Annotated in this window: 18 protein-coding genes; 3 read left to right on the top strand and 15 right to left on the bottom strand. The window is 75.2% G+C overall.

The window, feature by feature from the left end; translation table 11 throughout:
• Positions 1 to 33: 33 nt before the first annotated feature.
• Together COO58_RS28945 and COO58_RS28940 are read right to left on the bottom strand one after the other, a co-directional pair.
• A complete protein-coding gene (locus COO58_RS28945) occupies positions 34 to 1,341 on the bottom strand; it encodes a low temperature requirement protein A (RefSeq protein WP_369700231.1) in 1,308 nt (435 codons plus the stop codon).
• 75 nt (positions 1,342 to 1,416) lie between these two features.
• Positions 1,417 to 2,868 (bottom strand): PLP-dependent aminotransferase family protein, encoded by a 1,452-nt coding sequence (locus COO58_RS28940; protein WP_091573310.1) that lies wholly within the window; start codon positions 2,866 to 2,868, stop codon positions 1,417 to 1,419.
• A 59-nt stretch (positions 2,869 to 2,927) separates the two neighbouring features.
• On the opposite strand from COO58_RS28940, the gene COO58_RS28935 reads away from it, so the two are divergent.
• The gene (locus COO58_RS28935; protein WP_098748071.1) at positions 2,928 to 3,560 is read left to right on the top strand and encodes a YitT family protein; all 633 of its coding nucleotides are present in this window, start codon (positions 2,928 to 2,930) and stop codon (positions 3,558 to 3,560) included.
• 116 nt (positions 3,561 to 3,676) lie between these two features.
• Positions 3,677 to 4,138, top strand: coding sequence for a hypothetical protein (locus COO58_RS28930; RefSeq protein ID WP_098748069.1), 462 nt, complete (start codon positions 3,677 to 3,679; stop codon positions 4,136 to 4,138).
• An 8-nt stretch (positions 4,139 to 4,146) separates the two neighbouring features.
• Here COO58_RS28930 and hisF read toward each other — a convergent pair whose 3' ends face one another.
• From hisF to hisD, 12 genes are all read right to left on the bottom strand, one after another.
• Complete coding sequence (hisF, locus tag COO58_RS28925) at positions 4,147 to 4,914, bottom strand: imidazole glycerol phosphate synthase subunit HisF (protein ID WP_098748067.1); 768 nt, start codon at positions 4,912 to 4,914, stop codon at positions 4,147 to 4,149.
• A gap of 77 nt (positions 4,915 to 4,991) precedes the next feature.
• Positions 4,992 to 5,990 carry an NADP-dependent oxidoreductase gene (locus COO58_RS28920; RefSeq protein WP_098748066.1) on the bottom strand — a complete coding sequence of 333 codons (999 nt, stop codon included), beginning with the start codon at positions 5,988 to 5,990 and terminating at the stop codon, positions 4,992 to 4,994.
• A complete protein-coding gene (locus COO58_RS28915; protein WP_091573305.1) occupies positions 5,987 to 6,412 on the bottom strand; it encodes an organic hydroperoxide resistance protein in 426 nt (141 codons plus the stop codon). The genes COO58_RS28920 and COO58_RS28915 overlap by 4 nt, the downstream gene beginning before the upstream one ends.
• 1 nt (position 6,413) lies before the next feature.
• Positions 6,414 to 6,860 carry a MarR family winged helix-turn-helix transcriptional regulator gene (locus tag COO58_RS28910; RefSeq protein ID WP_098748064.1) on the bottom strand — a complete coding sequence of 149 codons (447 nt, stop codon included), beginning with the start codon at positions 6,858 to 6,860 and terminating at the stop codon, positions 6,414 to 6,416.
• A 391-nt stretch (positions 6,861 to 7,251) separates the two neighbouring features.
• The gene (locus COO58_RS28905; RefSeq protein ID WP_091573303.1) at positions 7,252 to 7,677 is read right to left on the bottom strand and encodes a RidA family protein; all 426 of its coding nucleotides are present in this window, start codon (positions 7,675 to 7,677) and stop codon (positions 7,252 to 7,254) included.
• Positions 7,674 to 8,402 (bottom strand): bifunctional 1-(5-phosphoribosyl)-5-((5-phosphoribosylamino)methylideneamino)imidazole-4-carboxamide isomerase/phosphoribosylanthranilate isomerase PriA, encoded by a 729-nt coding sequence (gene priA / locus COO58_RS28900; protein ID WP_098748062.1) that lies wholly within the window; start codon positions 8,400 to 8,402, stop codon positions 7,674 to 7,676. Before priA ends, COO58_RS28905 begins: the two co-directional genes overlap by 4 nt.
• Positions 8,403 to 8,421: 19 nt before the next feature.
• The gene (locus COO58_RS28895; protein WP_091573301.1) at positions 8,422 to 8,742 is read right to left on the bottom strand and encodes a hypothetical protein; all 321 of its coding nucleotides are present in this window, start codon (positions 8,740 to 8,742) and stop codon (positions 8,422 to 8,424) included.
• The gene (gene hisH, locus COO58_RS28890) at positions 8,735 to 9,358 is read right to left on the bottom strand and encodes an imidazole glycerol phosphate synthase subunit HisH (protein ID WP_098748061.1); all 624 of its coding nucleotides are present in this window, start codon (positions 9,356 to 9,358) and stop codon (positions 8,735 to 8,737) included. Before hisH ends, COO58_RS28895 begins: the two co-directional genes overlap by 8 nt.
• Positions 9,358 to 9,525: a hypothetical protein gene (locus COO58_RS30430; RefSeq protein ID WP_172967956.1), complete on the bottom strand. Its 168-nt coding sequence runs from the start codon at positions 9,523 to 9,525 to the stop codon at positions 9,358 to 9,360. The genes hisH and COO58_RS30430 overlap by 1 nt, the downstream gene beginning before the upstream one ends.
• The gene (gene hisB / locus COO58_RS28885; protein ID WP_091573299.1) at positions 9,525 to 10,136 is read right to left on the bottom strand and encodes an imidazoleglycerol-phosphate dehydratase HisB; all 612 of its coding nucleotides are present in this window, start codon (positions 10,134 to 10,136) and stop codon (positions 9,525 to 9,527) included. The genes COO58_RS30430 and hisB overlap by 1 nt, the downstream gene beginning before the upstream one ends.
• Positions 10,133 to 11,206 (bottom strand): histidinol-phosphate transaminase, encoded by a 1,074-nt coding sequence (locus COO58_RS28880; protein ID WP_098748059.1) that lies wholly within the window; start codon positions 11,204 to 11,206, stop codon positions 10,133 to 10,135. The genes hisB and COO58_RS28880 overlap by 4 nt, the downstream gene beginning before the upstream one ends.
• On the bottom strand, positions 11,203 to 12,528 hold the full coding sequence (gene hisD / locus COO58_RS28875; protein WP_098748058.1) for a histidinol dehydrogenase: 1,326 nt from the start codon (positions 12,526 to 12,528) through the stop codon (positions 11,203 to 11,205). Before hisD ends, COO58_RS28880 begins: the two co-directional genes overlap by 4 nt.
• Before the next feature lie 106 nt (positions 12,529 to 12,634).
• Between hisD and COO58_RS28870 the strand changes: the two genes are divergently transcribed.
• Positions 12,635 to 13,339, top strand: a complete 705-nt coding sequence (locus tag COO58_RS28870) for an LON peptidase substrate-binding domain-containing protein (protein WP_091573296.1) — start codon at positions 12,635 to 12,637, stop codon at positions 13,337 to 13,339.
• Here COO58_RS28870 and COO58_RS28865 read toward each other — a convergent pair.
• Complete coding sequence (locus COO58_RS28865; RefSeq protein ID WP_369700230.1) at positions 13,305 to 14,231, bottom strand: DUF2567 domain-containing protein; 927 nt, start codon at positions 14,229 to 14,231, stop codon at positions 13,305 to 13,307. The two genes, COO58_RS28870 and COO58_RS28865, sit on opposite strands and share 35 nt — an antisense overlap.
• Positions 14,232 to 14,244 lie beyond the last annotated feature (13 nt).

The raw sequence follows: 14,244 nt of genomic DNA, 5'->3' as shown, positions 1-14,244 counted from the left end.
GCCGGTCGGCCCCGTCGCGGGCCCGGACGTCGGTCACAGGTGCCGCTGCCGCCACCGGCTCTGCTCGGCCTCCGCGGCGAGCTGCTCCTCCAGGGCCAGCTGGCGCACCCGGCGCCTCCGCCCGTTTTCGCTGCGCGTCTCCCAGGCGATGCCGGCGGCGGTGAGCGCCGCCAGCACGCCCAGCGCGGCCACTTCCGGAATGCGGAACGCGACCGGACCGGCGGCGGCGAGCGCCACCGCCGTGGCCACCAACGGCCAGTGCGTCTCGCGCAGCGCCAGCCACCAGCAGCCGGCCAGGCTGAGCAGGTAGAGCGCGACGCCGCCGAACAGCACGCCGCCCCAGAAGTCGCCCAGCGGCCACCCCCACGTGGGCGTCTCGCGCGCGGCGACCTCGGCCAGCAGGTCCTTGAGGCCGAGCGCGTAGAGGATGGTGCCGGTGATCATCGGCAGGTGCAGGAACGTGTAGACGTCGCGGGCCAGCCGCAGCCGGGCGACACGATCCCGGGCGTGGTGCAACGCCTGCTCCAGCGCGAACGCCAAGGTGTCGAAGTACGCCCACCAGAGCGCCGCCACGATCAGGATGCCGAGCAGCGCGGCCACCGCCACCGGGCCGGTCAGCGGCAGTCCCCGCTTCGGGCCGAGCCCGAGTGCGATGATCGACTCACCGAGCGCGACCAGCACCATCAGCGCGTGCCGCTCCGCCCAGTGCCCGGCCGAGACCACCACCCACCAGCGCCGCGCCAGCGTCACCCCGACGCCGTACTCGACCAGCAGCGCCAACGTCCAGAGCGTCAGTTGCAGCCCGACCGCGAACCGTCCCTCCGGCAGCCGGGACGGCACGGTTCCGGCGAGCACCAGCAGGACGGTGGCCACGACCGGGACCAGGGCGCGTATCAGGAGACGGCGGCGGCGGACCGGGTCGGCGCGGTCCGTCCAGCCGAGGACGGCGAGCTGGGCCATCCGGATCACGAAGTAGGACCCGGCGAAGACCAGCGGCCCGGGCAGCCCGCCCGGGCGGTCCACGAACGCGCCGGGCACGCTGAGCACCAGCAGGAACGTGGCGGCCACGGTGACGAACCCGACCAGCGGCAGCACGCCCTGGTCGGCGCGCAGCGCGTTGCCCATCCGGGCGAACCCGGTCCACGACCACCACAGCAGGGCCAGCACCAGCACGAAGCGGTAGAGGTTGGCCGGGGTGAGTTCGCTGGCGGTGAGCGTGGTGACGCTGAGGAACGCGAACACGAAGACCAGGTCGTAGAAGAGCTCCAGCCGGGTGGTCCGGGAGCCCGGGGCGCCGGGCCGCACCGACCGCGACCACCGCGCACCACCCCCGTTGCCCACCCGCGCAGTCTGCGGGGCCGCGCCGGGCCGGTGATCCGGTTCCCCGGACACCCACCGGATCGGGCGGCGGACGGGTCAGGCGATGACGCTCGGCTCCCGCCACTGCGGCCGGCCGGCCCGGTCCAGGTCGTAGCGGACCGCGGCGAGCCGCCCGACCGCCTCCACCAGCTCGGCGGCCGGCAGCGTGAAGGGCAGCCGGAGGAACCGCTCCAGCGTCCCGTCCAGGCCGAACCGGGGACCGGGCGCCAGCCGTACGCCGACCTCCTCGGCGGCCCGGGCCAGCGCGCTGGAGATCGGGCCGTCCAGCTCGGCCCAGAGCGTGACGCCGCCGCACGGCACGGTGACCCGCCAGTCCGGGAGCCGCTCGGCGAGCGCCGCGACCAGGGCGTCCCGCTGGGCGGCGAGCTGCGCCCGGCGGGCGGTCACGATGGCCGGCGCCTGGTCGAGCAGGTGCACGGCGACGAGCTGGTCGAGCACCGGGCTGGCCATGTCCACGCCGACCCGGGCCGCGGCCAGGCGCTGCACCTGGGGCGCGGAGGCGCGCACCCAGCCGATCCGCAGGCCGCCCCAGTAGGGCTTGCTCATCCCGCCGATGCTGATCACCCGGGAGTGCCGGTCGAAGACCGCCACCGGGGGTGGCAGCGGGGTGCCGTCCAGCGGCAGGTCGACGAAGGACTCGTCCACCACCAGGTCGGTGCCGGCCGCGTGCGCCGCGCCCACCAGCCGCTCGCGCAGGTCGGCGGCCATCAGGTGACCGGTCGGGTTGTGGAACTCCGGGATCAGGTACGCGAGCTTCGGCCGGGTCTGCCGGATGCTGCCGAGCAGCAGGTCGGCGTCCCAGCCGTCGTCGGAGAGCCCGTGGGTGGTGATCCGGGCCCGGCGGGCGGCGAGCGCGGCGAGCGCGTTGGGGTAGGTCGGTGACTCGACCAGCACCCCGCCGCCGGGTGACAGGGCCAGCCGCAGCACCAGGTCCAGCGCGTGCTGGGTGCCGCTGGTGACCATGATCTGCTCCGGGCTGGTGGGCAGCCCGCGCTCGGTGTAGCCGCGGGCGACCGCCTCACGCAGCTCGATGATGCCGGTGGGGTGGTAGCCGGCGCCGCCGAGGTAGCGGGGCAGGTCCTCGGCCGCCGCCCGGGCGGCCGGGACGAGCTGGGCCGGCGCGGAGAGTGCGGCCACCCCGAGGTCGATCATGTCCCGGTCGTCGAGCGGGGTCCACAGGCCGGTGCTGGCGACCCGGTGGGTGCCCGGCAGCATGGTCCAGCTCCCGGCGCCTCGGCGGCTGGCCAGGTGGCCGGTCTCCCGCAGCTCCCGGTAGGCGGCGGTGACGGTGGTCCGGCTGATCCGCAGCGCCTCGGCCAGCTCGCGCTCGGCCGGCAGGCGTACCCCCAGGGGCAGCCGGCCGTCGGCGAGCAGGCCCCGCACGGCACCGGCGAGCGCGGCGTAGTCGGGGCTGCGCCGGCGGCCGGGCAACGCGTGCCACTGGCCGAGAAGACGCGCCAATTGGACACCGCGCACCTGGGTCGTCATGGCCACACCTCCGGAATTGGCCCCCTTGCACTCCGCAATTGGCCCCTAGGGTGGCATGCATGGCTCAGCTTGGCAATCTCCGGCACCGGCCGGCGCGACGGCTCACCCAGCTCTACGCCGGTCTCGCCCTCTACGGCGTGAGCATGGCGCTGATGATCCGCTCCGGGCTCGGCCTGGACCCCTGGGACGTGTTCCACCAGGGGCTCGCCCGGCAGACCGGCCTCTCCTTCGGCACCGTCACCATCGCCGTCGGCGCGCTCGTGCTGCTGCTCTGGATCCCGCTGCGGCAACGCCCCGGCCTGGGCACGGTGAGCAACGTCGTGGTGATCGGGCTGGTCGTCGACGCCACCCTGGCCGTCCTGCCGCCCGGCGAGGGCCTGCCGGTGCGCACCGCATTGCTGGTCGTCGGCATCGTCGCCAACGGCGCCGCCACCGGCCTCTACCTGGGCGCCGGGCTCGGCCCCGGCCCCCGCGACGGCCTGATGACCGGGTTCGTCGCCCGCCACCCGCGCTGGTCGGTGCGGCTGGTCCGGACCGTCATCGAGGTCACCGTGCTGGCGCTGGGGTGGCTGCTCGGCGGGACGGTCGGGCTCGGCACCGTGGCCTACGCGCTGGCCATCGGACCGCTCGCGCAGATGTTCATCCCGATCTTCGCCATCCCCACCCGACCGGCGGACGCTTACGCTACGTGACGGCCGCCGGGCCGACCGCCACGGGATGGGACGAGCCGGACGGCCCTGAGCTGCGACGACGTACGGCACCGAAACCAGGTGTTTTCTCCGCCGCCGTCGCCGGGCATCATTCGTGCATGGGGGAGAACGGATGGCGTTGGAGCGACGCCTGGATCTTCGTCGCGTTGGTCATCGCGAGCGGCGCCGGCCGGCACCGCCGGGCCGCCGCGACACGCCGCCCCGAGGGGGTGCGCCTCGCCGACGTCCTCTCCACCGCCGACCACCTCAACCAGGCCATTCCCGAGCGGCACGAGGTCGAGGGGGCGGTCCGCCGGCTCGTCGGCGCGGGGCTGGTCAGCGTCGCCGACGGCTGGTTCCGGGTCACCCCGGACGGTGAGCGGCTCTGGCGCACCCGGCCCAGCGCCGGGCTGGGCACCACCGTCGACACGGTGCAGGGCGTGCTGAGCCGCCGGCACCCGCCGGACGAGTCCGAGTGGCAGCTCGACGAGGACGACCACGCGGCCGCCGTGCAGGAGTACGTGGTCCGGTCGATCCCGATGCCGCGCCGCTCCCCCGAGGGGCACAGCGGCCGACCCTGACCCGGTGGTCAGCGCACCGGGTGCCCGGCGCCGCGCAACGCGTCCTTGACCTCGCCGACGGTCAGCTCACCGAAGTGGAAGACACTCGCCGCGAGCACCGCGTCGGCGCCCGCGCCGACCGCCGGGGGGAAGTGCGCCACCGCGCCCGCGCCGCCGCTGGCGATCACCGGCACCTCGACCACCGCGCGGACCGCCTCGATCAACGGCAGGTCGAAGCCCGTCTTGGTGCCGTCGGCGTCCATCGAGTTGAGCAGGATCTCGCCCGCGCCCAGCTCGGCGGCGCGCGCGGCCCACTCGACCGCGTCCAGACCGGCGCCCCGACGACCACCGTGCGTGGTCACCTCGAAGCCGCTCGGCGTCGTGCCCGCCGGCGCGCGTCGCACGTCCAGCGAGAGCACCAGCACCTGCCGGCCGAACCGGTCGGCGATCTCGGCGATCAGCTCCGGCCGGGCGATCGCCGCGGTGTTCACCCCGACCTTGTCCGCCCCGGCCCGCAGCAGCGTGTCGACGTCGGCGACCTGCCGGACGCCGCCGCCGACGGTGAGCGGGATGAACACCGACTCCGCGGTGCGCCGCACCACGTCGAGCATGGTGCCCCGGTCGCTGGACGAGGCGGTCACGTCGAGGAACGTCAACTCGTCCGCGCCGGCCCGGTCGTACGCCGCCGCCAGCTCCACCGGGTCGCCGGCGTCGCGCAGGTCGAGGAAGTTGACCCCCTTGACCACCCGACCGGCGTCCACGTCCAGACACGGGATGACCCGTACCGCCACCGTCATGCCCCGAAGCCTAGCCAACGCGCGGGCGGCGGCGACCGGCCTGTGAGGCCGGCCACCGCCGCCGGGTCGCCCGCCGGTCAGAGCCGGACGAGCATCTTGCCGAGGTTCTCGCCGCGCAGCAGGCCGAGGAACGCCTCGGGCGCCTGCTCGATGCCGTCGACCACGGTCTCGTCGTAGGACAGCCGGCCGTCGCGCAGCCAGCCGGCCATCTCCTGGACGAACTGCTCGCGCAGATGCCCGTGGTCGCCGACCAGGAAGCCGCGCAGCGTCAGCCGCTTGCCGATCACCAGCGCCAGGTTGCGCGGGGCGGCCGGCGGCTCGGTCGCGTTGTACTGGGCGATCATGCCGCAGATGGCGGCGCGGCCGTGCAGGTTCATCGCCCCGATCGCGGCCTCCAGGTGGTCCCCGCCGACGTTGTCGAAGTAGACGTCGACGCCGTCCGGGGCGGCGGCCTTGAGCTGCTCGTACACCGGGCTGTCGTGGTAGTCGAAGGCGGCGTCGAAGCCGAGCGCCTTGAGCCGCTCGACCTTCGCCGCCGAGCCGGCGCTGCCGATCACCCGGCCGGCGCCGCGCAGCTTCGCGATCTGGCCGACCATGCTGCCCACCGCGCCGGCCGCGCCGGAGACGAAGACGGTCTCGCCCGGCTTCATCGCGGCCACGTCGAGCAGCCCGGCGTACGCGGTCAGCCCGGTCATGCCGAGCACGCTCAGGTAGGCGCTGACCGGGGCGAGGCCGGGATCGACCCTGCGCACGGCGCGGGCGTCGACGAGCGCGTACTCGCGCCAGCCGAAGCCGTGCAGGACGACGTCGCCGGGCTTGACGCCCTCGGCCTCGCCGGCCACCACCTCACCGATCGCGCCGCCGTCGAGCGGGGCGTCCAGCGCGAACGGTGGCACGTACGACTTGACGTCGTTCATCCGGCCGCGCATGTACGGGTCGACCGACATGAACTGGTTGCGGACCACGACCTGGCCCGGACCCGGCGTCGGCACCTCGGTGGTGACCAGCCGGAAGTTGTCGGCGGTCGGCCACCCCTGCGGGCGGGACGCCAGGTGGATCTCCCGGTTCACAGTCACAGTGCCTCCCGGACGGTCAGGGCGACCTCGATGTTGCCGCGGGTCGCGTTGGAGTAGGGGCAGACCTGGTGCGCCGCGTCGACCAGCCGCTCGGCGGCCGAGCGCTCGACGGCGGGCAGGTCCACCACCAGCGTGACGGTCAGGCCGTAGCCGCCGCTGCCGTTCGGGCCGATGCCCACCTCGGCCTCGACGACGGAGCCGGTGACGTCCGCCTTGGCCTGGCGCGCGACGATGCGCAGCGCGGAGTGGAAGCAGGCGGCGTAGCCGGCCGCGAAGAGCTGCTCCGGGTTGGCCGCGCCGCCGGCGCCGCCCATCTCCTTCGGCACGGCGAGGTCCAACTCGACGGTGCCGTCGGAGGTGCGGACGTGGCCGTCGCGGCCGTCGCCGGTGGCCCGGGCGGACGCGGTGTAGAGCACCTGCATGTCACTGCTCCTTCTGTGAGTGGATCGTCTCGGTGACCCGGGTGAGGGTGTCGCGCAGGCCGATCAGCTCGGCCTCGGTGAGCCCGGTGGCCATCGCCACCCGCATCGGCACCTCCGCCATCCGCTCCCGCAGGGCCCGGCCCCGGTCGGTGAGGCCCACCTCGACCCGGCGCTCGTCGGCCGCCGAGCGGGTACGCACCACCAGGCCGGCCGCCTCCAACCGCTTGAGCAGCGGGGAGAGCGTGCCGGAGTCGAGCCGGAGCCGCGCGCCGAGCTCGGAGACCGTGGGGGCGTCGTCGTCGCGCTCCCAGAGCACCAGCAGCACGAGGTACTGCGGGTAGGTCAGTCCGTGCGCGTCGAGGATGGGCCGGTAGACGTCGGTCAGGGCGCGCGACGCCGCATAGAGGGCGAAGCACACCTGCCGGCGCAGCACCAGATCATCGGTCACGCATTGCACAGTAGCGCGCAATCAAGTTGTGCACAACTTGATTGCGTCGACGGTGTCGTACGCGGGCGGAGCGGGCCATCGCCGGCCAGCGCCTTTCGAGCTGATATCTGAAACGACTCAGGCACCGCGCCGGGCGTCCGGACGGACCGCGCCCCGCCGCCGCCAGCAGCTCCGGACATCCGGAGCGGCTCTTCCCGGCCTGCCGCCGCAGCCCCCGCCGCCGCCGCGGGTCAGCCCTCGTCCCCCGCCGCGGGTCAGCCCTCGTCCCCGCCGCGGGTCGGGCCCCGCCGCCGGACGTGGCCGTGTGGGTGAGTCGTTTCCGATATCAGCTCGAAAGGCACCGGAAAGGCGACCCTCCCCCGCCCGGCCGCGGAACCGGGAGGGGGCCGGCTCAGCCGACGGGGAGATACGCCTCCAGCTCGACCTCGACCAGGTGCTCCGGATCGATCAGCCCGGCCACCACCACCATGGTCGCCACCGGACGCACCGGGCCGAACACCGCGTTGTGCGCCCGGCCGACCTCGTCGACGTAGAGCCGGTCGGTCACGTACATCCGGGTCCGCACCACGTCGGCCGGGGTGGCGCCCACCTCGGCCAGGGCGTCCAGGCCGATCCGGATCGCCTGCGCGGTCTGCGCCGCCGCGTCCCCCACGTGCGCCACCCGGCCGTCCACCGTCGAGGTGCAGCCGGCCGTGATCGCCAGGGACCCGGCCCGGACCACCCGCGAGTAGCCGTAGAGCGCCTCCCAGGGGCCGCCCGAGCCGAGCCGGGTCACCGCCGTGTCGTCGACCGGCAGCTCGCCCGGGCCTGCCGTCACGCGCCGGCCCGCAGCGTGGCGAGCGCCTCGGCGACGGTGAACGCGCCGGCGTAGAGCGCCTTGCCGGCGATCACACCCTCGACCCCGACCGGCTCCAACGTGGCCAGCGCCCGCAGGTCGTCCAGCGTGGACACGCCACCGGAGGCGATCACCGGCGCGTCGGTGCGGGCGCACACCTCGCGCAGCAGGTCCAGGTTCGGCCCCCGCATGGTGCCGTCCTTGGTGATGTCCGTGACCACGTACCGCGCCGCGCCGGCGGCGTCCAGCCGGGCCAGCACCTCGTAGAGGTCGCCGCCGTCGCGGGTCCAGCCGCGCGCCGACAGGGTACGGCCGCGCACGTCCAACCCGATCGCCACCCGGTCGCCGTACTCGCCGCAGATCCGGTCGCACCACTGCGGGTCCTCCAGCGCGGCGGTGCCGATGTTGACCCGGGCCGCCCCGGTGCCCAGCGCCGCCCGCAAGGACTCGTCGTCACGGATGCCGCCGGAGAGCTCCACCTTGACGTCGAGCTTGCCGACCACCTCGGCGAGCAGCCCGGCGTTCGAGCCACGGCCGAACGCCGCGTCCAGGTCCACCAGGTGGATCCACTCGGCGCCGTCGGACTGCCAGGCGAGGGCCGCCTCCAGCGGATCGCCGTACGCGGTCTCGCTGCCGGCGGCACCCTGCACGAGCCGGACGGCCTGGCCGTCGGCGACGTCCACGGCGGGCAACAGGTCAAGGCTCAACGCTTCTCTCCTCGCATCCTCAACGACGGTCCAGCGCGATCACCACGATCGCCGGCAGGACCAGCAGCAACAACACGACCAACGCCAGACGCAGGGCGAGGTCGTCGACGAAACTCCAGATGCCGACCACCGCGACGGCGGTGAACAGCACGATCGCCGCCCGCTCGCGACGGGTGTGCCGGCGCAGCCGACCGGTACGCCCCCGGCGCAGGCGCGGCGTCAGTCGGCGTACGAGGGCCTGCCGCCACTGGCGACGGGCCGTGCGGCGGGCGCGGGCGGCGCGCTCGCGCTCCTGCTCGGCCTCGCGGGCCGCCCGGCGCCGGGCCCGCTCCTTACTCAAGCGTGCCGAGCCAGTTGCGCAGCAACGCGGCCCCCGTGTCGGCGGACTTCTCCGGGTGGAACTGGGCGGCCGACAGCGGGCCCCGCTCCACCGCCGCGACGAAGTCCGCACCGTGGTGGGCGGTGGTCACGGTGGCACCGGCGGCGGCCAACGCGGCCGGGTCGGTGACGCCGTAGGAGTGGACGAAGTAGAACCGGGCGTCGGCCGGGAGCCCGGCGAAGAGCACCGAGCCGTCCGGGGCCGCCACCGTGTTCCAGCCCATGTGCGGCAGCCGGGGCGCGGGCAGCCGGGTCACGCCGCCCGGCAGCAGCCCGAGCCCCTTGGTGACCACGCCGTGTTCCTCGCCGTGCCCGAAGAGCACCTGCATGCCGACGCAGATGCCGAGCACCGGCCGGCCGGCGGCGACCCGGTCGGCGATGACCGGACCGGCGCCCAACTCCTCGATCCCGGCCATGCACGCGGCGAACGCGCCCACGCCCGGCACCACCAGGCCGTCGGCGGACGCGGCGGCGGTCAGGTCGGCGGTGACCGTCACGTCGGCGCCGGCCCGCTCCAGCGCGCGCTCGGCCGAGCGCAGGTTGCCCGAGCCGTAGTCGAGCACCACCACCCGCGCCATCAGCCCTCCCCCGGCAGCAGCCAGAGCAGCCCGCCGGCGGTGGCCAGCGCGGCCAGCAGGCCGGTGACCACGACGGCGGCCCGGTTGGCGCCCTGCTTGTAGAGCGACCAGGTCCCGCCGACCAGCACCCCGGCCAGGATCAGCAGCAGCGTCGGCCACACCCGCATCAGAGCGCGCCCTTCGTGCTCGGCACCACGCCCGCGTTGCGCGGGTCGAGCGCGGTGGCCTCGCGCAACGCGCGGGAGACCGCCTTGAACTGGGCCTCGACCACGTGGTGCGCGTCCGGGTGGCCACCGGGACGGGCCGCCCGCAGCACGTCCACGTGCAGCGTGATGCGGGCCGCCTGACCGAACGACTCCCAGATGTGCCGGGTCATGCTGGTCGGGTAGACCGGCCCGATGTACGGGGCGAGCGCCGGCTCGTCGTGCACCACGTACGGCCGGCCGGACAGGTCGACCGCGGCCCGGACCAGCACCTCGTCCATCGGCACGGTGGCCGAGCCGTACCGGCGGATGCCCGCCTTGTCGCCCAGCGCCCGGTCGAACGCCGCGCCCAGCGCGAGCGCGGTGTCCTCCATCGTGTGGTGCGCGTCGATCTCCAGGTCGCCCACGGTGTGCACGGTCAGGTCGAAGCCGCCGTGCCGGGCGATCTGGTTCAGCATGTGGTCGTAGAAGCCGACGCCGGTGGAGATGTCGGCCTCGCCGGTGCCGTCGAGGTCGATCTCGATCAGCACCTTGGTCTCGTTGGTGACCCGCTCGATCCGGGCGGTGCGGCTCATGACAGCTTCTCCGTTGCGGTGAGGAAGGCGTCGGTCTCGGCCGGCGTCCCGGCGGTGACCCGCAGCCAGCCGGGCAGGCCGACGTCGCGGACCAGCACGCCGGCGTCGAGCAGGGTACGCCAGGCGGCGCCCTGGTCGCCGTCGACGGCGAAGAGCACGAAGTTGGCGTCGCTGTCGGCGACGCGGTGGCCCCGGGCGCGCAGCATGGCGACGATCCGGTCGCGCTGCTCCTTGATCGCGGTGACGGTGCCGAGCAGCGCGTCCCGGTGGGCCAGCGCCGCCCGCGCGGCGGCCTGGGTGAGCGCGGAGAGGTGGTAGGGCAACCGGACCAGCTGCACCGCCTCCACCACCGCCGGGTCGGCCGCCAGGTAGCCGAGCCGGCCACCGGCGAAGCCGAACGCCTTGCTCATGGTGCGGGTGACCACCAGCCGCGGGTGGCCGGGCAGCACCGCGAGCGCGCTGACCGTGCCGGGGCGGGCGAACTCGGCGTACGCCTCGTCCACGACCACCATCCCGGGCGCCTCGTCCAGCACGGCGGCGACCACGGCCGGGTCGAGCGCGGTGCCGGTCGGGTTGTTCGGCGAGCAGAGGAACACCACGTCGGGCCGGTGCCGGCGCACCTGGGCCACCGCGTCGGCGGCGGTGAGGCCGAAGTCGGCGCCCCGGGCCCCCGGGACCCACCGGGTGCCGGTGCCGAGCGCCAGCAGCGGGTGCATCGAGTAGGCCGGGGTGAACCCGAGCGCGGTGCGCCCGGGTCCGCCGAACGCCTGCAACAGCTGCTGCTGGATCTCGTTGGAGCCGTTGGCCGCCCAGACGTGGTCGGCGGTGAGCCCGTGACCCAGGTAGGCGGCCAGGTCGGCGCGCAGCGCCACGGCGTCCCGGTCCGGGTAGCGGTTGAGGTCGCGCAGCTCGGCCGCGACGGCCTTGCCGATCGCCTCGACCACCGGCTCGGGCACCGGGTAGGAGTTCTCGTTGGTGTTCAGCCGCACCGGCACGTCGAGCTGCGGCGCGCCGTACGGCGTCCGCCCGCGCAGGTCGTCCCGGATCGGCAGGTCGTCGAGCGTGGTCACGAGGTGCCGCCCTCGGGGAACCGGACGCTGACCGCCTGGCCGTGCGCCGGCAGGTCCTCCACCGTGGCCAGCGTGACCACGTGCGGCGCTACCTCGCGCAGCGCGTCCTGCGTGTATTCGACCAGGTGGATGCCGCGCAGGAAGGACTGCACGGACAGGCCGGACGAGTGCCGCGCGCACCCGCCGGTGGGCAGCACGTGGTTGGAGCCGGCGCAGTAGTCGCCCAGCGAGACCGGCGACCACGCGCCGACGAAGACCGCGCCGGCGTTGCGTACCCGCAGCGCCCACTCGCGGGCGTTCTCGGTCTGGATCTCCAGGTGCTCGGCCGCGTACGCGTCGACCACCCGCAGCCCCGCCTCCAGGTCGTCGACGAGGACCACGCCGCTCTGCTCGCCGCGCAGCGCGGTGCCGATCCGCTCGGCGTGCTTGGCGGCCGGCGCCTGCCGGGCCAGCTCGGCGTCGACCGCGTCGGCCAGCTCGCTGGACGGGGTGACCAGCACGCTGGCCGCGAGGGGGTCGTGCTCGGCCTGGCTGATCAGGTCGGCGGCGACGTGCGCCGGGTCGGCGGTGTGGTCGGCCAGGATGGCGATCTCGGTCGGGCCGGCCTCGGCGTCGATGCCGACCACGCCGCGCAGCAGCCGCTTGGCCGCGGTGACCCAGATGTTGCCCGGCCCGGTGATCATGTCGACCGGCTCGCAGCGCTCCGCGCCGGCCGGGTCGACGGTGGCGCCGTACGCCAGCATCGCCACCGCCTGGGCACCGCCGACGGCGTAGACCTCGTCGACGCCGAGCAGCGCGCAGGCGGCGAGGACGCGCCGGTCGGGCAGGCCGTCGTTGTCCTTCTGCGGCGGGCTGGCCACCACCAGCGAGCGGACCCCGGCCGCCTGGGCCGGAACGACGTTCATCACCACGGTCGACGGGTACATGGCCAGGCCGCCGGGGACGTAGAGGCCGACCCGGTCGACCGGCACCCACCGCTCGGTCACCGTGCCGCCCGGCACGACCTGGGTGGTGTGGTCGGTGCGACGCTGGTCGTCGTGGACCTTGCGGGCTCGGGTGATCGACTCCAGCAGCGCGGCCCGGACCTGCGGGTCCAGCTCGTCCTCGGCGGCGCGGATCACCTCCACCGGCACCCGCAGACGCTCCGGCGAGACGCCGTCGAACCGCTCGCTGGCCTCCCGGATCGCCGGGTATCCATGCTCGCGGACCGCCTCGACGAGCGGGCGGATCCGCTCGACCGCCACGGAGACGTCGAGCTGGGCACGGGGCAGCAGGCGGCGCGGGTCGCGTACTCCGCCGCGCAGGTCGATCCGATTCAGCACGTCTGCGAGTCTAGGCCGCCACCGCGCGGACCGGTCGGGGCCGCCCGCACGCCGGGACGGTGAGCCGGGACACGCCGGACGGGCGTACGGGGGATACGCTCGATCAGTGAGCGCACGGCTGCCGGTGTTCCCCCTCGGGACCGTCCTCTTCCCCGGGCTGGTCCTTCCGCTGCACATCTTCGAGGAGCGCTACCGGGCGTTGGTCCGCCACCTGGTCGGGCTGCCCGAGGGCGCGCCCCGCGAGTTCGGGGTGGTGGCGATCCAGGCCGGGTGGGAGGTCGCGCCCGCCGGGCCGCCGGGGCGGTCCGGGCTGGCCGGCGGCCCGGTCACCCTGCACGAGGTGGGCTGCACCGCCGAGCTGCGGCAGGTCACCGAGCTGGCCGACGGCGGTTTCGACATCGTCACCGTGGGGCGGCGGAGGTTCCGCATCGCCGAGGTCGACGACGCCGCCGAGCCCTACCTCACCGCCGAGGTGGAGTGGCTGCCCGAGCCGACCGGCCCGGACGAGACGGCCGATCTGCTGGCCGCCCGGGTGATCTCGGTGTTCCGGCACTATCTGGGCCTGATCCGGCCGGACCCGGAGGACATCTCCGAGCAGCTGCCCGAGGACCCGACCGTGCTGTCGCACCTGGTCGCCGCGACCGCCGCGCTGACCGTCGCGGACCGGCAGCGGCTGCTCGCCATCGACGACACGCCCGGCCGGCTGCGCGCCGAGCTGCGCCTGCTGCACCGGGAGACGGCGCTGCTGCGCGAGGTGCGGGCCGTGCCGGTGCCGCTCAGCGAGCTGGCGGGTCTCCCGGCGCCGAACTGATCCCGGGCGGCGGCCAGTCGCCCGCCTGACCCGTCGGCGGCGGCCAGTCGCCCACCTGACCCGTGGGGGGCGGCCAGTGGCCGCCGGGCTCCGGTTCCGGGCGCAGCGACGGCCAGCGGGACCACCCGGCCAGCAGCGTGTATGTCACGGCCGCGCCGAACGCGGCGAGCAGCAGGCTGCCGTGCGGCACGGGCAGCGGTCCGTACCAGTCGACGCCGCCGGCGCGCAGGTCGGCGGGTTTGGTGAAGTCGGTGCCCGGCGGCGCGGTGTCCAGCAGCCGCTGGAACGTGGCCAGCCCGATCCGGCGGCCCACCTGCCAGGCCACCACGGCCGCGCCGAGCCCGCCCAGCGTCACCGCGAGCAGGCCGGCCGGGCCGCGTCGACGACGCAGCAGCACCCAGAGCGCGACCGCGGCGAGCACGCCGAAGCCGAGCGCCAGGAGGCTGAACCAGCCGTCGGCGGCGATCGGCTGCTCCGGCTGCGGGGTGACGTAGACCGCCCCGTCCGGGGTCTGCCGCACCGGTGTGTCCGGCGCCAGCCACGCCCACAGCAACCCCAGCGGCGCGCCGAGCGCGGTCAGCAGCGCGGCCAGGCCGAGGACGGTCGCGACCGGGCGGCGGACGGCGCGCCGGGCGGCCGGGGCCGCTCCGGGCAGCTGCCCCACGACGCCCGGATGGCCGGCGAGCGGGTCCGCGCCGGGCGCGGTGACCGGGGTGCCGGCGGGCACCGGCAGGCCGCTCGGCCAGGCGGGCGGTTGCGCGTCGGCCGCGCGCGCGCCCTCGGGCGACCGCCCGTCGGTCGCGCGGGCGCCGGCGGACTGCGCCGCCTCGGGCGCCTGCCGGTCGGTCGGTCCGCCGCCGGGACGCTCGGGATCAGGGGTGTCCGGACTCACCCGGTGATCCTCT

It is taken from the genome of Micromonospora sp. WMMA1996, from assembly GCF_002573675.1.
Classification (GTDB): Bacteria; Actinomycetota; Actinomycetes; order Mycobacteriales; family Micromonosporaceae; genus Micromonospora; species Micromonospora sediminicola.
This window is presented reverse-complemented; position numbering and strand designations above follow the sequence as displayed.